Source organism: Nonomuraea sp. NPDC050786 (genome assembly GCF_040654115.1).
GTDB lineage: Bacteria > Actinomycetota > Actinomycetes > Streptosporangiales > Streptosporangiaceae > Nonomuraea.
In genome coordinates, this window is sequence record NZ_JBFAHJ010000004.1 from 115,350 (window position 1) to 136,851 (window position 21,502).

General features: G+C 69.6%; 23 protein-coding genes and 2 pseudogenes. 15 read left to right on the forward strand and 10 right to left on the reverse strand.

Features of this window, described 5'->3' with window-relative positions; genetic code table 11:
• Positions 1-114 precede the first annotated feature (114 nt).
• The gene (locus AB0H84_RS10505; protein ID WP_357601281.1) at positions 115-564 is read right to left on the reverse strand and encodes a MarR family transcriptional regulator; all 450 of its coding nucleotides are present in this window, start codon (positions 562-564) and stop codon (positions 115-117) included.
• A 65-nt stretch (positions 565-629) separates the two neighbouring features.
• Between AB0H84_RS10505 and AB0H84_RS10510 the strand changes: the two genes are divergently transcribed.
• On the forward strand, positions 630-1,508 hold the full coding sequence (locus AB0H84_RS10510; protein ID WP_357601284.1) for an MBL fold metallo-hydrolase: 879 nt from the start codon (positions 630-632) through the stop codon (positions 1,506-1,508).
• Positions 1,509-1,968: 460 nt separating this feature from the next.
• Here the strand turns inward: AB0H84_RS10510 and AB0H84_RS10515 are convergent, their stop codons facing one another.
• Together AB0H84_RS10515 and AB0H84_RS10520 are read right to left on the reverse strand one after the other, a co-directional pair.
• Positions 1,969-3,726: an ABC transporter ATP-binding protein gene (locus AB0H84_RS10515; RefSeq protein ID WP_357601287.1), complete on the reverse strand. Its 1,758-nt coding sequence runs from the start codon at positions 3,724-3,726 to the stop codon at positions 1,969-1,971.
• 39 nt (positions 3,727-3,765) lie between these two features.
• Complete coding sequence (locus tag AB0H84_RS10520) at positions 3,766-5,454, reverse strand: ABC transporter ATP-binding protein (RefSeq protein ID WP_357601289.1); 1,689 nt, start codon at positions 5,452-5,454, stop codon at positions 3,766-3,768.
• A gap of 142 nt (positions 5,455-5,596) precedes the next feature.
• Between AB0H84_RS10520 and AB0H84_RS10525 the strand changes: the two are divergent.
• The 6 genes and pseudogenes from AB0H84_RS10525 to AB0H84_RS10550 all read left to right on the forward strand — a co-directional run.
• Positions 5,597-5,923 (forward strand): annotated as a pseudogene (locus AB0H84_RS10525) (hypothetical protein); the annotation flags it as partial.
• A 22-nt stretch (positions 5,924-5,945) separates the two neighbouring features.
• Positions 5,946-6,082 (forward strand): annotated as a pseudogene (locus AB0H84_RS10530) (nitrate reductase); the annotation flags it as partial.
• 59 nt (positions 6,083-6,141) lie between these two features.
• Complete coding sequence (gene narJ / locus AB0H84_RS10535) at positions 6,142-6,696, forward strand: nitrate reductase molybdenum cofactor assembly chaperone (protein WP_357602022.1); 555 nt, start codon at positions 6,142-6,144, stop codon at positions 6,694-6,696.
• Between the two features lies 1 nt (position 6,697).
• The gene (locus tag AB0H84_RS10540) at positions 6,698-6,832 is read left to right on the forward strand and encodes a hypothetical protein (RefSeq protein WP_357601292.1); all 135 of its coding nucleotides are present in this window, start codon (positions 6,698-6,700) and stop codon (positions 6,830-6,832) included.
• 23 nt (positions 6,833-6,855) lie between these two features.
• Positions 6,856-7,008 carry a respiratory nitrate reductase subunit gamma gene (locus AB0H84_RS10545; protein WP_357601294.1) on the forward strand — a complete coding sequence of 51 codons (153 nt, stop codon included), beginning with the start codon at positions 6,856-6,858 and terminating at the stop codon, positions 7,006-7,008.
• Between the two features lie 47 nt (positions 7,009-7,055).
• Positions 7,056-7,676 carry a phosphotransferase gene (locus AB0H84_RS10550; protein ID WP_357601297.1) on the forward strand — a complete coding sequence of 207 codons (621 nt, stop codon included), beginning with the start codon at positions 7,056-7,058 and terminating at the stop codon, positions 7,674-7,676.
• Positions 7,677-7,683: 7 nt separating this feature from the next.
• On the opposite strand, the gene AB0H84_RS10555 is transcribed toward AB0H84_RS10550, so the two are convergent.
• A complete protein-coding gene (locus tag AB0H84_RS10555; protein WP_357601300.1) occupies positions 7,684-8,352 on the reverse strand; it encodes a phosphotransferase in 669 nt (222 codons plus the stop codon).
• Between the two features lie 74 nt (positions 8,353-8,426).
• Between AB0H84_RS10555 and AB0H84_RS10560 the strand changes: the two genes are divergently transcribed.
• From AB0H84_RS10560 to AB0H84_RS10580, 5 genes are all read left to right on the forward strand, one after another.
• Positions 8,427-9,509 (forward strand): serine hydrolase domain-containing protein, encoded by a 1,083-nt coding sequence (locus tag AB0H84_RS10560; protein WP_357601303.1) that lies wholly within the window; start codon positions 8,427-8,429, stop codon positions 9,507-9,509.
• 87 nt (positions 9,510-9,596) lie between these two features.
• Complete coding sequence (locus AB0H84_RS10565; protein WP_357601306.1) at positions 9,597-9,812, forward strand: hypothetical protein; 216 nt, start codon at positions 9,597-9,599, stop codon at positions 9,810-9,812.
• Positions 9,813-9,944: 132 nt separating this feature from the next.
• Positions 9,945-10,481 carry a sigma-70 family RNA polymerase sigma factor gene (locus tag AB0H84_RS10570; protein ID WP_357601309.1) on the forward strand — a complete coding sequence of 179 codons (537 nt, stop codon included), beginning with the start codon at positions 9,945-9,947 and terminating at the stop codon, positions 10,479-10,481.
• Positions 10,478-11,620 carry a CU044_5270 family protein gene (locus tag AB0H84_RS10575; RefSeq protein ID WP_357601312.1) on the forward strand — a complete coding sequence of 381 codons (1,143 nt, stop codon included), beginning with the start codon at positions 10,478-10,480 and terminating at the stop codon, positions 11,618-11,620. The genes AB0H84_RS10570 and AB0H84_RS10575 overlap by 4 nt, the downstream gene beginning before the upstream one ends.
• A gap of 74 nt (positions 11,621-11,694) precedes the next feature.
• Entirely contained in the window at positions 11,695-11,961 is a 267-nt protein-coding gene (locus AB0H84_RS10580; protein ID WP_357601315.1) for a hypothetical protein, read from the forward strand.
• A gap of 1 nt (position 11,962) precedes the next feature.
• Here AB0H84_RS10580 and AB0H84_RS10585 read toward each other — a convergent pair whose 3' ends face one another.
• Positions 11,963-14,080: an RtcB family protein gene (locus AB0H84_RS10585; RefSeq protein WP_357601318.1), complete on the reverse strand. Its 2,118-nt coding sequence runs from the start codon at positions 14,078-14,080 to the stop codon at positions 11,963-11,965.
• A 94-nt stretch (positions 14,081-14,174) separates the two neighbouring features.
• On the reverse strand, positions 14,175-15,002 hold the full coding sequence (locus AB0H84_RS10590) for a helix-turn-helix domain-containing protein (protein ID WP_357601321.1): 828 nt from the start codon (positions 15,000-15,002) through the stop codon (positions 14,175-14,177).
• Here AB0H84_RS10590 and AB0H84_RS10595 point away from each other — a divergent pair.
• Positions 15,001-15,543, forward strand: coding sequence for a TIGR03086 family metal-binding protein (locus AB0H84_RS10595; protein WP_357601324.1), 543 nt, complete (start codon positions 15,001-15,003; stop codon positions 15,541-15,543). The two genes, AB0H84_RS10590 and AB0H84_RS10595, sit on opposite strands and share 2 nt — an antisense overlap.
• Positions 15,544-15,579: 36 nt before the next feature.
• Here the strand turns inward: AB0H84_RS10595 and AB0H84_RS10600 are convergent, their stop codons facing one another.
• Entirely contained in the window at positions 15,580-15,951 is a 372-nt protein-coding gene (locus AB0H84_RS10600) for a VOC family protein (protein ID WP_357601327.1), read from the reverse strand.
• Positions 15,952-16,036: 85 nt separating this feature from the next.
• Here AB0H84_RS10600 and AB0H84_RS10605 point away from each other — a divergent pair, with 85 nt between their 5' ends.
• Both AB0H84_RS10605 and AB0H84_RS10610 read left to right on the forward strand, forming a co-directional pair.
• Entirely contained in the window at positions 16,037-16,498 is a 462-nt protein-coding gene (locus tag AB0H84_RS10605) for a MarR family transcriptional regulator (protein WP_357601330.1), read from the forward strand.
• A gap of 47 nt (positions 16,499-16,545) precedes the next feature.
• Complete coding sequence (locus AB0H84_RS10610) at positions 16,546-17,976, forward strand: serine hydrolase domain-containing protein (protein ID WP_357601333.1); 1,431 nt, start codon at positions 16,546-16,548, stop codon at positions 17,974-17,976.
• 55 nt (positions 17,977-18,031) lie between these two features.
• On the opposite strand, the gene AB0H84_RS10615 is transcribed toward AB0H84_RS10610, so the two are convergent.
• Genes AB0H84_RS10615 through AB0H84_RS10625 form a run of 3 tightly spaced genes read right to left on the reverse strand, consistent with a single transcriptional unit; the run spans position 18,032 to position 21,443 of the window.
• Positions 18,032-18,772 carry a succinate dehydrogenase/fumarate reductase iron-sulfur subunit gene (locus tag AB0H84_RS10615; RefSeq protein ID WP_344992652.1) on the reverse strand — a complete coding sequence of 247 codons (741 nt, stop codon included), beginning with the start codon at positions 18,770-18,772 and terminating at the stop codon, positions 18,032-18,034.
• Positions 18,769-20,694: a fumarate reductase/succinate dehydrogenase flavoprotein subunit gene (locus tag AB0H84_RS10620; protein ID WP_357601336.1), complete on the reverse strand. Its 1,926-nt coding sequence runs from the start codon at positions 20,692-20,694 to the stop codon at positions 18,769-18,771. Before AB0H84_RS10620 ends, AB0H84_RS10615 begins: the two co-directional genes overlap by 4 nt.
• Positions 20,694-21,443, reverse strand: coding sequence for a succinate dehydrogenase cytochrome b subunit (locus tag AB0H84_RS10625; RefSeq protein ID WP_357601339.1), 750 nt, complete (start codon positions 21,441-21,443; stop codon positions 20,694-20,696). Before AB0H84_RS10625 ends, AB0H84_RS10620 begins: the two co-directional genes overlap by 1 nt.
• Positions 21,444-21,502: the final 59 nt, after the last annotated feature.

Sequence of the window (21,502 nt, forward strand, 5' to 3'; positions counted from 1 at the left end):
CGGCGAGATCGCGTCGCGTGCGGATCGTGCCGCCTGCGGATCGCGCCCCCGGTGAGATCGCGCCGCCTGCGGATCGTGCCGAGCCCGGCAGTGAAGAGGCGGGGCTCCCTCCGTCTACTGCAGTGCTCGGAGGAGCAAATCGTTCAGGGCGGCCTGCTCCTGCAGCGTGATCTTCGCCAAGGGTGAGTCCTCGGTAAGGAGCGCGAGGAGGCGTTCACGCAGGGCGACGCCCTCGGCGGTAAGCACGAGTTGCTTGGCTCGGCGATCGTTCGGGTGAGGGCGCCGTTCGACGATGCCCTGTTCCTCCAGCCGGTCGACGACGAACGTGGCGTTCGACGGCTCGCACCCCATGCGATCGGCGAGGTCGCGCATGGTCAGCGGGCCGGTGAGCTCACGCAGTGCAACGGCTTGGGCGGTGGTCAGGTTCAGCGCGCCGGCCCGCTCTCTGACGTGGCCTTCGATCTGCCTGGCCAGGGCGTTGACGAGCCCGCACAGGTTCCGCTCGGCAACGGCCAGGGCCTCGCTGTCGGTGGCGGCCGTGCTGGTGGGGTCGGACAAGGTCATAGCACAAGGATACCTCAAGCCTGCACATTTGCAGCTTGAATAGTTCTAGTTGTAAGTTCTTAAGCATGAGCACTTACGAGGAGCGTCTGCGTCGGCCGTCCCCCATCCGTTCGCTGGAGTTCGGCGACTTCAAGGTCACCTATGTGCCTGACGGCGCGGTGCAGCTGAAGCCGTACGGATGGCTGCCTGGCACGACAGGGCAGGACTGGGAGGAGAACGCCGCCTTCCTTGACGACACGGGACACCTGGTGGGCAGCATCGGTGGCCTGCTCGTGGAGTACGGCGAGAGGGCGCTGCTGATCGATGCGGGAGTCGGACCGGTGTCCCTTCCGGACGACCCGGGCGACCCGCGGATCGGTGTCATCCAGGGCGGCCAGTTCCTGGAGAACCTCGCCAAGCTGGGCCGCAAGCCGACGGAGATCGAGGCGGTGGCCTTCACCCACCTGCACCTCGACCACCTGGGCTGGGCCTGGCACCCCGCGCCGGGCAGCGACCGGCCTGCCTTCACCGGGGCGGCCTACCTGTTCAGCGAGCCCGAATGGGAGCAGCGCCAGCTGAGCATCGAGCAGGGCACCACCGAGGAGATGCTCGCCGCGCTCTCGCCCCAAGTGCGCACGGTGCGTGAGGGTGAGGAGATCTTCCCGGGTGTTCGGATGGAGCTGGCTCCGGGGCACACGGCTGGGCACGCCACGTACACGATCACGTCCGGCGACCAGCGGCTGATCGCTTTCGGCGACGCCATCCACACCTCGGCCCAGCTCCGCCACCCGGACTGGTTCGCCGCCCCGGACCTGGACACGGCGGAGTCGACCATGCACCGGCGCCGGCTCGTCAAGGAACTGCAGCAGCCTGACACGATCGGCTTCGGGATCCACTTCGCCGACGTGGTGTTCGGCCGCGTCGACGACACGGCTGACGGCCCCATCTGGGTTCCCGTCGCCTGATCCCCTCACCGAACGAGTGCTCCTGGGGCGCGGCGCACAATCCCGGGAGGGCTGCCCGTGGAGCGCGACGCAGAGCCCCAGGAGAGGTGCCCGTGGAGCGCGACGCAGAGCCCCAGGAGAGGTGCCCGTGGAGCGCGACGCAGAGCCCCAGGAGGGGTGACCGTCCTGGGGCATGTGCACTACGCGCTCAGGGCGAGTGGCCGCTCTGGGCGCGTGCATGACCGTTCAGGGCGAGTGGCCGCTCTGGGCGCGTGCATGACCGTTCAGGGCCAGTGGCCGCTCTGGGCGCGTGCATGACCGTTCAGGGCCAGTGACCGCTCTGGGCGCGTGCATGACCATTCAGGGCCAGTGGTTGCCCTGTGTGCGTGCATCACGCGCGTTCAGGACGGGTGGCCATCCCTGGGACGCGTGCACCACGGGATCAGGGCGAGTGGCCATCCTGGGGGCGTGCACCGCACGTTCAGGACGGGGTGGTCGTCGGGGTGCCGTGCCAGCTGCTCCAGAGAGCAGCGTACGAGCCGCCCATGCCCACCAGTTCCTCGTGTGACCCCAGCTCGCTGATCCGCCCGTCCTCCACAACAGCCACCCGATCGGCATCGTGCGCCGTGTAGAGCCGGTGGGCGATGGCGATCACCGTGCGCCCGTCCAGTACGGCGGCCAGCGACCGCTCCAGGTGCCGGGCCGCACGAGGGTCGATCAGCGAGGTGGCCTCGTCCAGTACCAGGGTGTGCGGATCGGCGAGCACCAGGCGGGCCAGGGCGAGCTGCTGCGCCTGCGCGGGTGACATCGCCAGGCCGCCGGAGCCCACTTCCGTCTCCAGGCTCGAGGGCAGGGCGAGCACCCAGTCCAGCGCGTCCACCGCCTCGAGGGCCTTCCGTACGGCCGCGTCGTCGGCGTCCGGGCGGGCGATCAGCAGGTTGTCGCGCAGCGACCCCTTGAACACGTGGTGCTCCTGCGTGACCAGCGCCACGTGACCCCGCAGCTCGCCCAGCGGCAGGTCCACGAGCGGCACCCCGCCCACGGTCACCGATCCGGTACGCGGCCCGTGGATGCCCGCCAGCAGCCGCCCCAACGTGGACTTGCCGGCCCCGGAAGGCCCCACCATGGCCAGCCGTTCCCCGGGGCGGACGGTCAGGGACACGCCGTGCAGCACGTCGCGGCCCTCGCGGTACGCGTAACGCACATCGGCCGCCTCCAGCAGATCCCCGGAAGGGCGCGAGGAGCCGGCCGCCCGGTCGTCGGGCACGTTGGACACGCCCAGCAGCCGGGCCATGGACGCCCCGCCCACCTGCAGCTCGTCGATCCAGCTCAGGAACCGGTCCAGGGGGTCGATCAGCTGCTGCGCGTAGAGCGTGGCGGTGGCCACCTGGGAGAGCGCCACCCACCCGTTGGCGTAGAACACGCCGCCGACCAGCAGGGTGGTCACGACCGGGATCACGTATCCCAGCTCGACCGCGGGATACCACCTGGTGCGGAGCCCGAGCGTGTACCGTTCGGCTGCGAAGGAGCGGCTGATGTCGCCGTCGGTACGCGACCGGCGGCGCGTCTGAAGCCCGAGCGCCTCCACCACCCGGGCGCCCTCGACGGTTTCGGCCAGTCCTTCGGTCATGTCGGCATAGGCGGCGTTCTCGCGGAGATAGCCGTCCCGAGCCCGTTTCAGGTACCACCGGGTGGAGATCCAGATCACCGGCACGGCGACCAGCATCGGCAGCATCAGCAGAGGGCTGACCAGCAGCAGCGCGCCGATCGTGATCAGAAAGGTGACCAGGGCGATCAGCGTCTCCGGCACGGCGTTCCGTACGGTCCGGGAGAGCGAGTCCACGTCCCGGGAGGTACGTGTGATCAGGTCACCGGACCCGGCCCGCTCGACCGTGGAGAGCGGCAGTCCGAGCACCCGGTCCACGAACTCCTCCCGGAGCTGGGCGAGCACCTTCTCGCCGAGCCTGGCCGAGGCCAGCACCGCGTACCGCACGAGCGTGCCCTGCAGCAGCAGGAAGCCCCCGATGGCGGCGGCCACGACGGCGACGTTGACATCGGCACCGTACTGGACGTCCTGCACCAGCCCGCCGAGCTGCCACGGCACGACCAGACCGGCGACGGCCGCCAGCCCGTGCAGGGCGAGCGCGATCCCGAGTTGGCGCGGGTAGCGGAGTGCCAGCCGCCTGGCGTAGGCGCGCACCTGTTTCCGGTCGGCGACCGGCAGGATCTCACGAGCCATGCGGCCTCATCCCCTCCCCACCGTCACAAAAGTCATGGTTCAGCCCTCCCCACGGGTCACGGCCGCGGCGTACTCCGGCGAGTCGTCGAGCAGCTGCCGGTGCGTGCCCTCCGCGAGCACCCGCCCGTCCGCCACGTAAACGACGTGGTCGGTACGGTCGAGCACCAGCGGGCTGGTCGTGCAGATCAGCGTGGTCCGACCGGCCCTGGCCTTGGCCAGGCGTTCGGCGATGCGGGCCTCGGTGTGGGCGTCGACGGCGCTGGTGGGCTCGACCAGGATGAGCACCTCGGGGTCGGCCAGCAGCGCCCTGACCAGGCGCAGCCGTTGCTGCTGGCCCCCCGAGAACTCCCGCCCGCTCTCCGCCACCATGGCGGAGAGCCCGTCGGGCAGCGCCTCGACGATGTCCTCGGCGCAGGCGGCGTGCAGGGCCTGGCGCATCTCCTCCTCGGTGGCCTCGCCGCGCACGTCCAGCTCGTCGCGCAGGCGGCCGCTGAACAGCCGGGCGCCGTTGTCGGCGACCAGGATCCGGGAGCGGACCTCCTCGATGGGCAGCGTGGACAGCTCGGCCGCCCCGAACATGACGTCGCCGTCGGCGTAGCGGCCGAGCCGGTCGGCGATGGCGATGGCATCCTCGGGCGCGTCGGCGGCGACCGCCGTGAGGCAGCCGGGCTGGAGGGTGACGCCGCTGTACGAGTCGCGCAGCACGCCGCCCGCGCTGCTCCCGGTGCCGCCGGTGATCTCGGGCTCGATGGACAGGATCCGGATCACGCGCCCGGCCGCCACGTGGCCCTTGGTGAGCTTGTCGGCGGTCTCGGTGAGCGTGCGCATGGGCCCGATCAGGAATACGGCGTAGAGGTAGAAGGCGACCAGCTGCCCGGTGGGGATCTTCCCGGCGACGGCGAACGAGGCTCCGATGCCGGTGACGATCGCGATGAGCAGGCCGGGCAGCACGATCTGGGCGCCTTCGAGCACCGACTCGACCCCGGCCACGCCTACCCCGGCCTGCCGGACCCGCTGGGACTCGGCGCGGTAGCGCGCGGCGAAGACCTGCTCGCCGCCGATGCCGCGCAGCACCCGCAGGCCCGCCACGATGTCGGCGGCCCTGGTGGACAGGTCGCCGGTCAGCTCGCGCTGCCTGGCCTGCCGCTTGTGCAGCGGCCGCAGCAGCGGCCCGACGGCGACGGCCATGAGCGGCACCCCGAACAGGACCAGCAGCCCCAGCGGCAGCGAGGTCGAGATGAGGATCACGGTGACGGTGACGACCGCCACGACGGCGCCGACGCCGCGCGGCAGGATGTCCAGGGAGCTGCCGATGTGGGCGATGTCGGAGTTGCCGACGCTGACGACCTCGCCGGTCGAGAGCCGCTTCGGCAGCGTGGCGCCCAGCCGGGCGGCCTGCCCGGCGGTCAGCTGGACGGTGCGGTACGCGGCGGCCAGCCAGTTGTAGACCGCCATCCGGTGCCGCATGATCCCGGTGAACGCCTGCACCAGCCCCAGCCCGAACAGGACCGACGCCCAGAGCAGCAGCGCCCCGGTGTCCTTGGCGGTGACGGCCTCGATCCCCTTCCCGAGCACCGCCGGCATCAGCGCCTGCACCAGCCACCACAGCGTCGCGAAGCCGATGCCACCGAGAAGGGGCACGCCCTGCCGCCGCGCGGTCCACCACAGATAGCGGAGCGGGCTGCGTATGTCGGGCTCGCCGGGATCGGCTTCAGGAAGGGAGCGCATGGCCTGACAAGGTTGACAAGGCACCGCCCGGCCGGGCAAACGATTTTCCGCCCGCCGGCGCCACCACAGGCACGTGACCTTTACGAAGCTCAGGCATACACCCTGTGTAACAGAGGGTCACCATCTGTGATGGAGTGGGGGTATGAGCGCGGAGGACCTCCTGCTGAAGACCGGCCGATTCCTGCGCAGGCCGGCCACCAGCACCGACCTGCGCACTCTCCGCCTGAAGGGCGGAACGGAAGGCGCCGGCTTCCACCGCGACCGGTGGAGCCATGACAAGGTGGTCCGCTCGACGCACGGCGAGAACGGCACGTGCTCGTGCTCGTGCTCGTGCTCGTGCTCGTGCTCGTGCTCGTGCTCGTGGAAGGTCTGCGTCAAGAACGGCATCATCACCTGGGAGACGCAGCAGACCGACTACCCGAGCGCGGGCCTCGACCGCCCCGAGTACGAGCCGCGCGGTTGCCCGCGACCGCGACCTGTACGAGGCCCGCCCGTAGTACCGCACGCTGCCGATGGTCTGGTACGTCCCCCGCTCTCCCCCGTCGTGGACGCGCCGGCCGGCGGAGGCCACGACGGCGAGGACGCGGGCAACCCGTTCGCTGCCATCGAGTCGCTCCGCATCCCGGTCGGCCGCGGCACTCCCGCCGGCCTGTTCCCGCCCAAAAGGGCCCCCAAGAGAGGAAGCTCATGAACAGGGCCGTGATCTGGCAAGCCGCCGCGCATCTCCTCGCCTACCCCGACGAGCGCTTCTGGCGCCGCCTCCCGCTCATCAGGGAGGCCGCCGAGCCGCATTTCGGGACGTTCCTGTCGCAGGTCTCCGAGCTTGACCCCGGCGAGCTGGCCGCGCACTACGTGGAGACGTTCGACCTGCACCGGCGCTGCTGCCTCTATCTGACCTACTACACCGACGGCGACACCCGCCGCCGCGGCCGCTCGCTGGCCGCGCTGAAACAGCGCTACCGTGCGGCCGGGTGGGAGCTCATGGATGACGAGCTGCCCGACTTCCTCCCGGTGATGCTGGAGTTCGCCGCGCACGATCCCTCCGGCGCCGCGCTGCTCAAGGAGCACAGGCCGGGGCTGGAGCTGCTGCTCACCGCCCTGACCGACCGCGACTCGCCGTACGCGTACGTGATCGGCGCGGTCTGCGCGACCCTCCCGCCGATCACCGCCGCCGAACGGCTCCAGGCCACGCGCCTGACGCAGGGCGGGCCGCCCGCCGAGACCGTGGGAGGCTACCTGTGACGTGGGCTCCAAGAGCTGGACGGACGCGATCGGCGTCTCCAACGACCCCTACGGCGTGGCGACCACGGTCGCGGGGTTCGTGCCGAGCGAGGTGAGCCACCGCACCACGGTCGCGCCCGGTGCCGCGGCGTCTTGATCCTCCAGCCGGACACCCCGTCGATGGGTCAGGCCGACATTCTTTACAAGGTGCACACCGTCCTCGGGATGGGGCTGGTCGCTCTCTTCCCGTTCAGCCGCCTAGTCCATGCGCTTTCGGCCTCTTTGGGGTATTTGTTCCGTCCTTACATCGTGTATCGGAGTCGCGTTCGATAGCGTGCCGGGCGTCTGGGAGCGGCTCGGGTGCGCCAGAATCGACCCTTGTGAAGCACGGGTACACCAACAGCACATTCGGCGACGGCGCCCTGGTCGTGAAGTGCTACCAGGGCCCGGAGGCGGCGTTCCGGCTCGGCACGGAGAGCAGATACCTGCGCCGCCTGCGTGGCCGCATCCCCGTGCCCCGCGTGCACAAGGTCACCGAGACGAGCCTCACCACCCGCTTCGTCTCCGGCGTCCACGGCCAGGACCTCCTCGACGAGGGCCACGCCGCGGAGGTGCTCACCGAGTGCGGCCGGATCCTGTCCGAGCTCCACCGGCTGGGCATCGTGCATGGCGACTTCGGCCCGCAGAACATGCTGTTCGACCCGGCCACGTTCCGGACGACCGCCATACTCGACTGGGAGTGGGCCCACCCCGGGCGCCCGGTCGAGGACCTGGCGTGGTGCGAGTGGATCATCCGCAGCCACCACCCGGAGCACGTCCCGCTGCTCTCCCGCTTCTTCGCCGCCTACGACGGCCCGGTCCCCGAGTGGGCCGAGCGCCATGAGGCGATGGTGACGCGCTGCCGTGACCTGCTCGACTTCTGCGTCCGCTGGGAGCCGGGCGGTGGCGGCGAGAAGCTCTGGCGCGAACGCATCGACGCCACGAGCCTCTGGACCGAGTAGCCCCCCGTCAGGCGTGGGCGCGGATCAGCCGCACGGCCTCGTCGAGCAGCGAGATCTCCCGCCGGGTGAGCGTTGAATTCGCGCCTCTCCTCGCCTTGGCCTGCTCGAGCCCGTCATCGAAGTCCATGGCGCCGCCGAGCCCGGCGAGCAATGCGACGAGGGCCACCCGCGCCGGACCGGCGAACTCCCTCTCCTCCTCCACCGCCACCTGCGCGATGATCACCGCGGACATGGCGCAGTCCATCCCCGGCGGCCCCTCCTGGCTGTTGCACCAGTCGATCACCACGGGCCCTCGGGGCGTCAGCATGACGTTGTCCGGATGCAGATCGAGATGGAGCACCCGATCAGCGGGGTCCACGGACACCCGGGCCGGGATCTCGTGCAGCCGCACCAGCAGCCGTGCGAGAACGGCGCCCGCCTCCTCAGGTGTGATCGCCCCGTCGATGAGCGCCCGCAACATGGTCGGCCCGGTCAACCGCCCCATCACGAGATCGGTGGCCTGAGCCGCGCCGGGATACACCTCGGGCACCGGGAAGCCGTGCGCGGCCACGTACGCGATGACCGCCGCCTCCCGCCGCGCGTCGATGTCCACTCGATAGCGCCGTAACACCCGATCGCCGTCGATGGCGTACACGTCCGCGGTCCGTCCGGACCCCAGCAACTCACCGATCTCCATGGCCGCAACCTATCGATGGATGCGAGGACAAAAGCCGTGGCCGGCCCGTGGTGACGCGGGTTAGGTTCCCGTTCATGGCCGACGTACATGGCACGTGCGAGGACCGCTTCGGTGAGGTGCGCGACCTGCTCGCCACCTCACTCGACAAGGACGACGTGGGCGCCTCCGTGGCGGTCCACGTTGACGGCGAGCCGGTGGTGGACATCTGGGGCGGGTACGCCGACGCCGCCCGTACCACCCCCTGGGAGCGCGACACCATCACCAATGTCTGGTCCACCACCAAGACGATGACGGCGCTGTGCGCGCTGATCCTCGCCGACCGGGGCGAACTCGACCTGGACGCGCCGGTCGCCGCCTACTGGCCGGAGTTCGCCGCCGCGGGCAAGGAGCGCGTGCGGGTACGGCACCTGCTCTCCCACACCGCCGGCCTGCCCACCTGGGACGGGCCGATGGCGCTCGAGGACCTCTACGACTGGCACGCGGCCACGTCGCGACTGGCCGCGCAGGCTCCGCACTGGGAGCCTGGCGCCGAGGCCGGATATCACGCGATCACTCAGGGGTTCCTGGTCGGGGAGGTCGTCCGCCGCGTCACCGGTCGCAGCCTGGGCGCGTTCTTCGCCGAGGAGGTGGCCGGGCCGCTGGGCGCCGACTTCCACATCGGCCTTCCCGCCGAGCACGACCACCGGGTCGCCCCCAACATCCCACCTCCGGACGCGCCTTCCGACTCGTCCGGCAATCCCCCGGTACAGCCCGCGGACGTGAACACCACCGCCTGGCGGCGGGCCGAGATCCCGGCCGGGAACGGTCATGGCAACGCCCGCTCGGTCGGCCTCGTCCAGTCCGTGCTCGCCTGCGGCGGAACGCTGCGCGGGGTGCGGCTGCTGTCGGAGGCAGGCTGTGAGCGTGCCCTGGAGGAGCAGTACCAGGGGTTCGATCCCGTTCTGGGCGCGCGGATGCGGTACGGCATGGGCTACGGGCTGTCCGGCGAGGCGCGTACGTGCTTCTGGGGTGGGCGGGGCGGCTCCATGGTGCTGATCGACCTCGATGCCCGCATGACGGTGGCGTACGTGATGAACCAGATGCTCGAGCAGGGCAGGCTCGGGGACGACCGCGGCTTCGGGTTCGTGCTGGCCGCATACGAGGGGCTGGCCGCCTGATTGCGCTGTATCCAATTTATAGCCCTTTTGTAGCGCCAGTCGTGATTGTTGATCACGTAAGCCCCCCGCAGAAGGGAAGAAACACGCATGCGCGTTCGTGCAGGTATCGTCGCAGCAGGTATCGCAGCGCTGGCCGCCATCGGCGTCGCCGCGCCGGCCCAGGCCGCGTCGTGGACCTACATCGGCGAATACACCAGTTACAGCAAGTGCGTCGACATGGGTCAGTCGTACAAGCGTGAGGGCTGGCACGAATACAAGTGCTCGCTGAACGGCACCGGCTGGTACTACCTCTGGGTCAGGTAGTACGGAATACGAACGGCGCCTCCTGGACAAGGGGGCGCCGTTCGGCATGTATCCAGCCGAGGTGTAACAACGGGAGGGTTCGGACCACTTCGTGGTGTCAGAAGAACGCATCCCGAACGAAGGGGCTGGGCGGTGACGGATGATGCGCACCGGTTCACCGGCATGTACGACGAATGCCGGCAACGCGTGTGGGCCTATGTGGTCAGCCGCGCGGGGCGGCAGGTGGCGGACGAGGTGGTGAGCGAGACGTTCGCGATCGCCTGGCGGCGGCTGGACGACGTGCCCGAGCCGGCGCTGCCGTGGTTGCTGGGCGTCGCGAGGAACGTGCTGCGCGACAACGTACGCGCCGAGGTACGCCGGGAGGCGATCGCGGCCGAGCTGCGGGCCTGGACCGAGGGGGACGTGGCTGATCAGGTGACCGAGCGGCTGGGCGTGCTGCGCGCCCTGGCCACGCTGGCCGAGGACGACCGGGAGCTCCTCGTCCTGGTCGCCTGGCACGGCCTGTCGCCGAAGGAGGGCGCGCGGGTCATCGGCTGCTCGTCGGCGGCGTTCCGCGTACGGCTCCATCGGGCCCGCAAACGGCTCAAACAGGCCATGGAAGCCACGGATGCCGGCGCCCGCCGCGAACCCCTGCCCCACGTGCGGAACCTCAGCGAGGAGTGGTCATGAACCCCATCGACGAACTCAAGGCCGCCAGACCCGCCCACCTCGATGACCGGCCCATCGACCCGCGCACCAGAGCCGCCGAGCTCTCCCGCGCCATGGCGGCCCCGAGGCCGGTACGGCGCGGGCGCCGGGCCGTCCGGCCCGCGTGGGGGCTGGGCCTGGCCGGGGCCGCGGCGGCCGTGACGGCGGCGGCCGTCGCCATCTCCATGAACGGCACGACACCGGCGCCACGCCCGCCCGCCGGCAGCCCCGCGAGCGTCCCGAGCACCCAGAAGGTGACGTTGTCGGCCCGCGACGTGCTGCTGGCCGCCGCCGACAAGGCGGACCGGCAGCCGGACGGCGCCGGCGCGTACTGGCACAGCGTGTCGGTGGGACGCTACCTGTACAGCGCCGCCCAGGGCGGTTACCTGGTCATGGAGCAGCAGCGGAGCGAGATGTGGACGCCCCGCGCCACCGGCGCCGACCAGCAGCAGTGGAGTCGGCAGCAGTCGCTCGGCGCGCGCCCGGCCACTGAGCAGGACCGCCAGGCGTGGGAGCGGGCCGGTTCGCCTGCCGAGATCAAGGTCGTGGTGCCCGGGAAAGGACGTCTGGGCGACCACGTGCTGAAGACCTCCCCGGGCAAGGCCCAATCCAGTCACAGCCCCCTGGTGGACGGGGACAAGGTGTTCTGGCTGGGCCGTAACGTCACCATGAAGGATCTGCGGGGGCTGCCCAGCGACCCGGGCAAGCTCAAGCGGTGGCTGCGGGCCTCGTACGGGGGCCACGACACCGAGTCCTCGAGCGTGCCGATGTCGGAGGAGACCTGGCTGTTCAAGGTCAGCATGGGGCTGATCATGGACATGCCGGTGACCCCCGAGGTGCGCGGGGCCGCGTTCCGGATGCTGGCCGAGCTCGACGGCGTGAAGGTCATCGAGAACGTCACGGACGCGGAGGGACGCCCGGGCACGGCCGTGTCGATCAAGGAGCGCACCAAGGACGGCGTCACAGAGAATCGGCTGATCTTCGACGAGGCGACCGGACGCGCGCTGGCGAACGAGAACGTCCTCGTCAAGCCGAGCGGCCTCCAGGCCGGCTTCGAGCCGGGCACGGTCTGGAACTCCACCACGCTGATCGAGGCCGGCTGGACCGACGCCAAGCCCTAGGAGACCTGGCGGGACTCGTCGTTGGCGTTGGTGCGGATCTGCTGGATGCGCTGCTTGGTCAGGCCGGCGACGCCGTGGCCGTCATCGGGCGGGACAGGTCCAAGGCCGTCCCCGGGGCGGCGTTCATCCCCGGCGGACCTGAGCGGCACGGGCTGCCGGTCGAGGAAGGCATCAAGCCGATCGTCGCCCTGATCGACGCCCCGCCCGCCGAGCCGCTCAGCGCCTTCCTTCGCGAACACCGGATCAGCGTGGCCCACCCGGCCTTCGCCCCTGCCGCCGCGGAACGGCTCCACTCCCGCACGCTGGAGCTGATCGACTGGGGCGAGGGCCCGGCGAGGTGAGCTACCCCTTGTAGTTGAAGATCTGGCGCAGCGTGTGCTGGACCTCCACCAGATCCTCCTGGTCCGCCATCACCTGGTCGATGGGCTTGTACGCCTCCGGGTGCTCATCGACCAGCGCCGCGGCCCGGTTCGCGTTCCAGGTGCGGCCGCCCATCGCCTGTGTCAGGGAGGCGACGGACAGCTCGCGCTTGGCCTTGGTACGCGACATGCGGCGGCCCGCGCCGTGCGCGCAGGAGTTGTACGACTCGGGGTTGCCGCGACCACGCACGATGTACGACTGGGCGCCCATCGAGCCGGGGATCACGCCCTCGTCACCGGTGTCGGCCTTGATGGCGCCCTTGCGGGTGATCCACAGGGTCTTCCCGTAGTGGCTCTCCTGCTGGGTAAAATTATGGTGACAATTCCGGGTAAGGATATTGTCCTCCAGCGCAAAGGCATGGGTGCCGTCCACCACCGCGCAGAACACTTCCTCGACCCGGTCGGTCTCCTCGACCGCGGACACGGTCCAACCCCGCCGTTCCACCGCACCACGACCCGCCTCGAACCGCTGCCGATGTTCCGGAATGAGGAAAAATGAAGGGTCAAGGTCGCCGCGCATCAGGCCGAGCAGATAGAGCGAGCTCGGCTCGGTTCCAAAACCGACGCGCTTGCGCTCGCGGATACCGTACGTGCCGACACCGATGAGGTTGCAGATCACGCGCACCTGCTCCAAGTGCTCGCGGGATGCCGACGCGAGAGTGGGCCGGCCGGTCTTGCCGACGTCGCCATCGGCGGCGAAGTATCCAGCCACCCAGCCGTACAGGTAGGAAGCCGAGCTGTCGAGGGATGGCGTGCTCGTCTTCCAATCGACGGGCAAACCGCTGATCACCTTCATGGTGTTGTATGTCCGCAGCGGTCTCCCGATGCCCTCGAAGAGATCCAGCAGGTGAAGATCCTTCTCGCCGCAGAAGATTGCACGGGAGCTGTTGGGCGATGTAACCGATCCGTCACCGAAGACGAACCCCCGGGCGGCGCCTCTCCGGTCCACACTCATGCCATCTGGCCGCCTGGCGAAGGTCCAAGCGAGCCGGTCGCCTGGCTTCAGCTGGGCCGTTGTCACCTCGGCGGGCCGCTTCCCCCAGTACCGCGTGCCGCCGCTGCTGTGTGTCCGAAGGAGCCACCGATGCTCGGGGGTGGCGTAGATGACCTTCTCGACACCGTTCCGCGACAAACGTACGCGTATGAGCTTCTGATGGCCGAAGGAGCGGACCGGGGCCTTGACCCATTCGCCAGCAGTAGTGAGCAGCTCATGGACGCCACCGGCCAGTTCGGCTATGGGCCGCACGCCCCCGCTCGTCATCACCATGGTTTCGCCGGCAAAGCAGTTGATCGTGCGCACCCGCTGCCCCTTGCCGGCGACCCGGAACAGGGCGTTGATCAGCACCTTGTCCATCCGGGCACGCGAGGCCATGGCGTAGTGCTGCGCCCACAGCATGTCCTCGATGTACGCGGTGAACTCCGGCGTGCTCTGCACGAGGTAAGCCAGGTCAGGGTCCTCCAGGCCGAGGGCCTGCTTCTTCATCAGCTTCTTCGCGCCCGTGATGTGCATCTGGGCGAGCTGGTTGCCGATGCCGCGCGAGCCCGAGTGGAGCACCGTCCAGACGTGGTCGCGCTCGTCGAGGCAGACCTCGACGAAGTGGTTGCCGGACCCGAGGGTGCCGAACTGCTCGGCCACCTTCCTCGTCTGCTTCGGGTTGAGGTCGGTGTGCGGGAGCCCGAGGTCGCTGAGCGCGCGGTCGATGGACGGGTCGTCGTGGCCCTTGCCGACGCCGGCCGGGATGCGCTGCTCCACCATCGGCATCAGTGCGGCGAGGGTGTCGGGCAGGTCGGCGGCCGTGAGCGTGGTCTCGGTGGCCACCATGCCGCAGCCGATGTCCACGCCGACGGCGGCGGGGATGATCGCGTTCTCGGTGGGGATCACCGAGCCGACCGTCGCACCGATGCCGACGTGCGCGTCGGGCATGAGAGCGACGTGGCCGGAGACGAACGGCAGGCGCGCGGTGCGGGCGGCCTGCATGATCGCGCCTTCGTCGATCTCGCTGGCCCACGACAGCAGGTTCGGTGCGGGCTGGTTCGGCATGGAACGAATCTCCTCACTGGTTGTTGATCAGTGTGTGTGACCAGACAAGGAAATCCCACTTATTTTAGCGAAAGGGGAGTTTCGCGGGCGGGCATCACTCCTGGCTTCTGAGCCTCGCGTACGCGGCGGGCGGCATGCCGACCGCGGCGGTGAAATCCCTGGTCAGATGGGCCTGGTCGGTGTAGCCGAGCTCGGCGGCCAGCGTGGCGAGGTCGAGGCCCTGGTAGACCCGCTCCGCGGCCTCGTGCAGGCGGAAGCGGCGGATCACCCACTTGGGGCCGATGCCTACATAGTCCCTGAACAGCCGCTGCAGCGAACGCACCGACCGCCCGGACCTGGCGGCCAGCTCGTCGACCCTGGTCACGGAGACGTCGTTCTCCGCCATCGCCACCAGCGCATCGGCCTCTTCCGCCAGCGGATCCCGTTCCGGCCGCCGGCTCACCAGGAATCTGTCGATGAGCGCGATGGCGGCCAGAGCGTCGGTCTCTGCCAGGACCTGCTCGACCAGGGTCGCGCCCGCCGCGCCGTACATCTCGCCGATCTCCACGAAGCGGCCGGTCAGCTGGGACACCGGAGCGCCGAGGAACGGCCGGAAGCCGCCGGGGCGGAAGCGGGCGCCGATCGCGCGGCCGCTGTCCCGCATCGTGTAGGAGAACCCGCCCCTGATCACTCCCGCGACCTGGTGGAAGTCCCGGGTGATCGTCATGTTCACGGTGGGGTGCGAGACGATGCGCTGTTCGTACGGCTCGGCGAGGTCGGTCCACGTGACGACCCAGTAGTGACTCACGTACGCCGAAATTTCGGGTGATGGCGCGTGGCGGGAGAAATCGAAGGCTTTGAGCCCCGCGTACGGGTTGACCCAGCCGCGCTGTCGCGTTTCTACAAGCCGCGCCTTGGGCAGAGCGGGCACCATGGCTGCCATGGAAGACATGATGCCGCTGATGGCGCGTGCCACCGAACGGACCGTGGAATTGGTGCGCAAGGTGCGGCCCGAGCAGCTCGGACTCTCGACTCCCTGCGAGAAGTTCGACGTCAAGGACCTGATCAACCACCTGGAGTGGGTGGCGGAGATGTTCGAGTCGCTGGCGGACAAGGGGCCGAGGCTCGAGCAGGGGCCGTACGCGGGCGACTTCCCCGAGCGGGCGGAGCGCACGCTGACCGCCTGGTCGCGGCCCGAGGCGTGGGAAGGGACCAGTGCCGCCATGGGCCTGCCGATGGGCGTGCTGGCCCACATGTACCTCGTCGACATGGTCGTACACGGCTGGGACCTGGCCAGGGCCACGGGCCAGGAGTACGAGCCGGACCCTGAGGCCGTCTCGCGGGCGCTGCACTTCACCGACCAGATGGTGGAGATGGGCAGGCAGCGCGGCGCCTTCGGCCCGCCGGTGGCGGTGCCGGACGACGCCCCCGCGTTCGACCGCCTGCTCGGCGTCATCGGCCGGGACCCGGCCTGGAAAGCATGATCCGTACCAGCAGCACCCTGGCGAGGACCGCCGTGCTCAGCCTCCGTGCGCGGTGAGGAGGTAACCCTCGGGGCCGGAGAAGGTGAAGACGCGGCCGAAGGGGCCGTCCTGCGGCGGGCTGACGATGGGCACCCCGGCGGCGGCGAGCTGGTCGTGCAGCCCCTGCGCGTCCTCGGTGCGGAACCACAGGGCCACCCCGAGACCGGGACGCGCGACGCCGTCGAGATCCACGCCCGGCAGCGGCTCGCGGACGGCGAACGGGATGGGCTCGGTGGCGAACACCACAGCGTGGGGAGGCGAGACCGGCGCCCGCCGCATTCCCAGGCGCGTCTCGCAGAACGCGGCCGCCGCCTCGACATCGCGTACCTGCAGAGCGATGAAGTCGGGGCCGTCGACGGTGACGGTCATGGGTCCTCCTTGAGGTTGGTCTGCATGTCAGGACTTTGACATTCAGGACTGTACGCGCCACCGTTCTGTATGTCAAAATCCTGACATGGAAGAGCCGAAGCCGATGGATCCGCCCCACCTCGCTGAGGACGTCACCGAGCACGTGGGGTACCGACTCAAGCGCGCCGCCGCGGCGCTGCGCAACGCCATGGACAAGGCCCTGCGCGAGCACGGCCTGACGGTGCCGCAGTACGCCTGTCTCGAACTCCTCGACCAGCAGCCCGGCCTGTCCAATGCCGAGCTCGCCCGCGGCACGTTCGTCACCCGGCAATCCATGAACGTCGTCCTCCGCGGCCTCCAGGACGCGGCGCTGATCACCCGGCCCGCCGCCGCAGACCACGGGCGCGCCCTTCCCGCCCACCTCACCCCAGAGGGTCGCAGTCGTCTTGACGCAGCCCGGTCCGCGGTCTATGCCATCGAACGCGACATGGTCGCCGCGATCCCGCAGCGGCGCCTGGCCGCCATCCTCACCGACCTCGACCGCATGGCGGCGGCGCTGGGTGGTTGACCGCTGCTGTCTCGTACCTTGATGGGTGGTTTTGTTAGGGTGCCTGGATGTCTGCTCAACGCGCGCTGCTGCCGCGGTCGGCACCGGCCGCCTCGGGGGTGTCGTCCCGTGCGGTTGCCGCGCTGCTGGACCGGCTCGAAGCGCAATCCGTCGAGTGCCACTCCATCATGGTCGTACGCCACGGTCACGTCGTCGCCGAAGGCTGGTGGGCGCCGTACTCGGCCGAACGCCCGCACCTTCTCTACTCGCTGACCAAGTCGTTCACCTCGGTCGCCGTGGGGCTCGCGATCGCCGACGGGCTGCTCTCGCTGGACGACCGGGTGGTGGACGTGCTGCCCGACCACGTTCCGGCCGACATCTCGGAGCAGGGCCGCCGCATCACCGTTCACCACCTGCTGTCCATGACAGCCGGACACCGTACGGACAGCCTCGCCGAGGCCTGGCGACTGGAACCGGGCGACCTGGTGAAGGGCTTTCTGCGCCTACCGTTTCCCGAGGCCGAGGGAGCACGGCACACGTACGACAATTCGACCACCTTCCTCCTGGCCCGGATGGTGGAACGGGTCACGGGCCGCGGCCTCCCTGAACTGGTCGACGAGCGCCTCCTCAAGCCGATGGGCGTCGACCACGCCGAATGGGATCGGGTGGCGAGCGGTGCCGCCTTCGGGTTCCACGGACTCCACCTGACGACCGAGGCCGTCGCCGCTTTCGGTGAACTGCTGCTGCGCGGCGGCCTGTGGGGCGAGCGGCGGCTCGTCCCGCGCGAATGGGTGGAGCTCGCCACCAGACGGCACATCGACACGCTGCCGTTAGAGGACGGCTCGGGGGACGCCGACTTCCTCTGCGGGTACGGTTACCAGTTCTGGATGTCGCGTCACGGTTACCACGCTGACGGCGCCTTCGGCCAGAAATGCCTGGTCGTCCCGTCGCATGATCTGGTGGTCGCCGTGACCGCCGCCACTACGCGGGTCCAGGCGATGCTCGACGCGATATGGGAGTGCCTGCTGCCCGGCATGGACCACCCGGGAAGCGCCGAGGACGACGAGATCCTCGCCGATCGGCTGCGGCGGCTGTCATTGGCGCCGGTGCCGGGTGCGGCCGCCCAGGAGCGTTCCGTCAAGGCGAGACTTGACGCCTCCGCCGAGGATTCGGCTCTGCCCGACGGAACCACGGTGATCGTCGATCCCGTGGGCGGTGGATGGCTCGTGCGATTCGGGTCGATCCTCGACGTCGAGGTCGGCCACGGCGAATGGCGGGAAAGTTCGCCGCTCGGCCGCCCTGTCGTCGCGGCCGGCGCCTGGCAGGGCAGTACGTTCGTCGCCGAGCTCTACGTCATCACCACCCCGCACCGGGTTCGGCTGGTGGTCGACGCCGACGCGGGGACAGCGGTGGCGACATGGAACATCGTGCCCCTGACCGGCCCCAGTCTGGCGTTGCACGTGCGCTCGCCCCTGATGACCCGGCCCGACGTCGCGTAGGTGATGTCGGCCGAACAGCCCGGCCCTTCGTCTGGATGAAGGGCCGGGCCACCTACTACTTGGCGTTGGCCTTCAGGTAGTCGGCGTTCATGCGGGCGATCGTGTCCAACGGGATGCCCTTCGGGCACACCGCCGTGCACTCCCCCGTGTTCGTGCAGCCGCCGAACCCCTCCGCGTCCATCTGGTCCACCATGGCCTTGGCGCGCGAGAGGCGTTCCGGCTGGCCCTGGGGCAGGAGGCTCAGGTGGGTGATCTTGGCGGCGGTGAAGAGGGAGGCCGAGCCGTTGGGGCAGGCCGCCACGCAGGCGCCGCAGCCGATGCACGTGGCCGCGTCGAAGGCCGCGTCCGCGTCCTCCTTGCGTACCGGGACGCTGTGGGCGTCCGGGGCCGAGCCGGCCGGGACCGAGACGAAGCCGCCCGCCTGGATGATCCGGTCGAAGGCGCTGCGGTCCACGACCAGGTCCTTGACGACGGGGAAGGGGGCCGCGCGCCACGGCTCGATGGTGATCTCGGCGCCGTCCTCGAAGTGGCGCATGTGGAGCTGGCACGTCGTCGTGGCGCGCTGCTCGCCATGGGCGACGCCGTTGATGACCATGCCGCACATGCCGCAGATGCCCTCGCGGCAGTCGTGGTCGAAGGCGATCGGGTCGTCGCCCTCCAGGATGAGGCGCTCGTTCAGGACGTCCAGCATCTCCAGGAAGGACATGTCCGGGGAGATGTCCTCCACCCGGTACGTCACCATCCGGCCGGAATCGGCAGGCCCGCTCTGACGCCAGACCTTCAAGGTCAGATTCACTTGTAGCTCCGCTGGGTCATCTTGACGTACTCGTACTCGAGCGGTTCCTTGTGCAGCACCGGCTCGCCGGAGGGCGAGAACTCCCAGGCCGACACGTGCGCGAAGTGCTCGTCGTCGCGCAGCGCCTCGCCGTCGGCGTCCTGGGACTCGGCGCGGAAGTGGCCGCCGCAGGACTCCGTGCGGACCAGGGCGTCCAGGCACATGAGCTCGGCCAGGTCGAAGAAGTCCGCGACGCGCCCGGCCCGCTCCAGCACCTGGTTGAGCTCCTCGGCGGTCCCGGTCACCTTGACGTTGCGCCAGAACTCCTCGCGCAGCTCGGGGATGCGCTCCAGCGCCTTGCGCAGCGACTCCTCCGTGCGCTCCATGCCGCAGTAGTCCCACATGAGCTTGCCCAGCTCGCGGTGGAAGGAGTCAGGGGTACGGTCGCCGTTCACGGACAGCAGCCGGTCGATCTTCGAGCGGACCTTGATCTCGGCCTCCGCGACGGCCTCCTCGTCCACGTCGCCGAACGGCCCGGCGGCCAGGTAGTCGCCGATGGTGGTCGGAAGCACGAAATATCCGTCGGCCAGGCCCTGCATCAGCGCCGACGCGCCGAGGCGGTTCGCGCCGTGGTCGGAGAAGTTGGCCTCACCGATGACGAAGAGCCCCGGGATGGTCGACTGCAGGTCGTAGTCCACCCAGAGGCCGCCCATCGTGTAGTGGACGGCCGGGTAGATGCGCATCGGCACGTCGTACGGGTTCTCGCCCGTGATGCGCTCGTACATCTCGAACAGGTTGCCGTACTTCTTCTCGACGGCGTCGCGCCCGAGACGGTTGATGGCGTCGCGGAAGTCCAGGTACACGCCCAGGCCGCCGGGGCCGACGCCGCGGCCCTCGTCGCAGACGTTCTTGGCGGCGCGGGAGGCGATGTCGCGCGGGACCAGGTTGCCGAAGGCCGGGTAGATCCGCTCCAGGTAGTAGTCGCGCTCCTCGTCCGGGATGTCGCCGGGGGCCCGCGTGTCGTTCTTGCGCAGCGGCACCCACACGCGGCCGTCGTTGCGCAGCGACTCCGACATCAGCGTCAGCTTCGACTGGTACTCGCCGGAGACCGGGATGCAGGTCGGGTGGATCTGCGTGTAGCAGGGGTTGGCGAAGTACGCACCGCGCTCGTGCGCCCGCCAGATCGCCGTCGTGTTGCAGCCCTTGGCGTTCGTGGACAGGAAGAAGACGTTCCCGTAGCCGCCGGTGGCCAGCACCACGGCGTCGGCGATGTGGCGCTCGATCTCGCCGGTCACCATGTCGCGCACGATGACGCCGCGCGCCCGCCCGTCGGAGACGATCAGGTCGAGCATCTCGTGCCGCGTGTACATGGTCACGGTCCCGGCCGCGACCTGCCGCTCCAGCGCCTGGTACGCGCCGAGCAGCAGCTGCTGGCCCGTCTGGCCGCGGGCGTAGAACGTACGGGATACCTGGGCGCCGCCGAACGAGCGGGTGTCCAGCAGGCCTCCGTACTCGCGGGCGAAGGGCACGCCCTGCGCCACGGCCTGGTCGATGATGTTCACCGAGACCTGGGCGAGGCGGTAGACGTTCGACTCGCGGGCGCGGAAGTCGCCGCCCTTCACCGTGTCGTAGAAGAGGCGGTAGATGCTGTCGCCGTCACCGCGGTAGTTCTTGGCGGCGTTGATCCCGCCCTGCGCGGCGATGGAGTGGGCGCGGCGCGGGGAGTCCTGGTAGCAGAACGACTTGACGTTGTAGCCCAGCTCACCCAGCGTCGCGGCGGCCGAGCCGCCCGCCAGGCCGGTGCCGACCACGATCACGTTGAGCTTGCGCTTGTTGGCGGGGTTGACCAGCTTCGCGCTGAACTTCCGCTTCTCCCACCGCTCCTCGATGGGCCCGGCCGGAGCCTTGGTGTCCCGGATCTCCGAGCCTTCGGAAAACTTCATCACTTCACAACTCCGAACGTGATCGCGAGCGGCGGGGCCAGGAAGCCGACGACCAGCACGATGGAGAGCAGCCCGGCGATGGGCCGGAGAGCCTTGTCACGCGTGCGGTTGGCCCAGCCGAGAGTCTGGAAGGCGCTCCAGATGCCGTGCCGCAGGTGCAGGCCGACCATGACGACGGCCACCAGGTAGATCAGGGTCACCCACCACCGGGACGGGTCGAAGCCGGCGATCATGCGGTCGGCCGGGGAGGAGTCGTACCCCTTGGGGTTCACGACGCCGAAGGTCAGGTCGAGCAGGTGCCAGATGACGAAGAGCAGGATCGTCAGGCCGCCGAACCGCATGATGTGGGTGGCGTAGCCGTTCGCCTGCGACTTCTTGGCGACGTACTTGACCGGCCTGGCGTGGCGGGCCCGGCGCGCCAGCGAGATGGCGGCCCACATGTGCAGGACGACCGACACGACGAGCCCGATCTCGAGCAGCGTCAGCACCGTCCGGTACGGAGCGATCGGCTCGAGCAGCGTGCGCAGCGCGTACGCGTACTCGTTGAACGACTCCTTGCCGAGGAAGATCTTGAGGTTGCCGAGCATGTGGAGGACGAGGAACAGCACCATCGCGGCCCCCGTGACGGCCATGACGACTTTCTTGCCGTTCGACGAGCGCAGGAACCCCTCGGGCCTCCTGCTCGTTGGAGCCTTCTTGGGAGCTGGAACAGGCGCGGTGGCGGCGCCGCGCTCTATCGTGGCAGTCACATCTTCAGAAGCTAGATATCCAGCGATGATCCGTCCAAGTCATGACGGGTCTGGTTTCG

Excerpts from the sequence above, each read along its gene's own strand:
- AB0H84_RS10505 (WP_357601281.1), bottom strand. The coding sequence starts at position 564 with ATGACCTTGTCCGACCCCACCAGCACGGCCGCCACCGACAGCGAGGCC.
- AB0H84_RS10510 (WP_357601284.1), top strand. The coding sequence starts at position 630 with ATGAGCACTTACGAGGAGCGTCTGCGTCGGCCGTCCCCCATCCGTTCG.
- AB0H84_RS10515 (WP_357601287.1), bottom strand. The coding sequence starts at position 3,726 with ATGGCTCGTGAGATCCTGCCGGTCGCCGACCGGAAACAGGTGCGCGCC.
- AB0H84_RS10520 (WP_357601289.1), bottom strand. The coding sequence starts at position 5,454 with ATGCGCTCCCTTCCTGAAGCCGATCCCGGCGAGCCCGACATACGCAGC.
- narJ (WP_357602022.1), top strand. The coding sequence starts at position 6,142 with ATGAACAGGGCCGTGATCTGGCAAGCCGCCGCGCATCTCCTCGCCTAC.
- AB0H84_RS10545 (WP_357601294.1), top strand. The coding sequence starts at position 6,856 with ATGGGTCAGGCCGACATTCTTTACAAGGTGCACACCGTCCTCGGGATG.
- AB0H84_RS10555 (WP_357601300.1), bottom strand. The coding sequence starts at position 8,352 with ATGGAGATCGGTGAGTTGCTGGGGTCCGGACGGACCGCGGACGTGTAC.
- AB0H84_RS10560 (WP_357601303.1), top strand. The coding sequence starts at position 8,427 with ATGGCCGACGTACATGGCACGTGCGAGGACCGCTTCGGTGAGGTGCGC.
- AB0H84_RS10565 (WP_357601306.1), top strand. The coding sequence starts at position 9,597 with ATGCGCGTTCGTGCAGGTATCGTCGCAGCAGGTATCGCAGCGCTGGCC.
- AB0H84_RS10575 (WP_357601312.1), top strand. The coding sequence starts at position 10,478 with ATGAACCCCATCGACGAACTCAAGGCCGCCAGACCCGCCCACCTCGAT.
- AB0H84_RS10585 (WP_357601318.1), bottom strand. The coding sequence starts at position 14,080 with ATGCCGAACCAGCCCGCACCGAACCTGCTGTCGTGGGCCAGCGAGATC.
- AB0H84_RS10595 (WP_357601324.1), top strand. The coding sequence starts at position 15,001 with ATGGAAGACATGATGCCGCTGATGGCGCGTGCCACCGAACGGACCGTG.
- AB0H84_RS10590 (WP_357601321.1), bottom strand. The coding sequence starts at position 15,002 with ATGGCAGCCATGGTGCCCGCTCTGCCCAAGGCGCGGCTTGTAGAAACG.
- AB0H84_RS10600 (WP_357601327.1), bottom strand. The coding sequence starts at position 15,951 with ATGACCGTCACCGTCGACGGCCCCGACTTCATCGCTCTGCAGGTACGC.
- AB0H84_RS10605 (WP_357601330.1), top strand. The coding sequence starts at position 16,037 with ATGGAAGAGCCGAAGCCGATGGATCCGCCCCACCTCGCTGAGGACGTC.
- AB0H84_RS10610 (WP_357601333.1), top strand. The coding sequence starts at position 16,546 with ATGTCTGCTCAACGCGCGCTGCTGCCGCGGTCGGCACCGGCCGCCTCG.
- AB0H84_RS10620 (WP_357601336.1), bottom strand. The coding sequence starts at position 20,694 with ATGAAGTTTTCCGAAGGCTCGGAGATCCGGGACACCAAGGCTCCGGCC.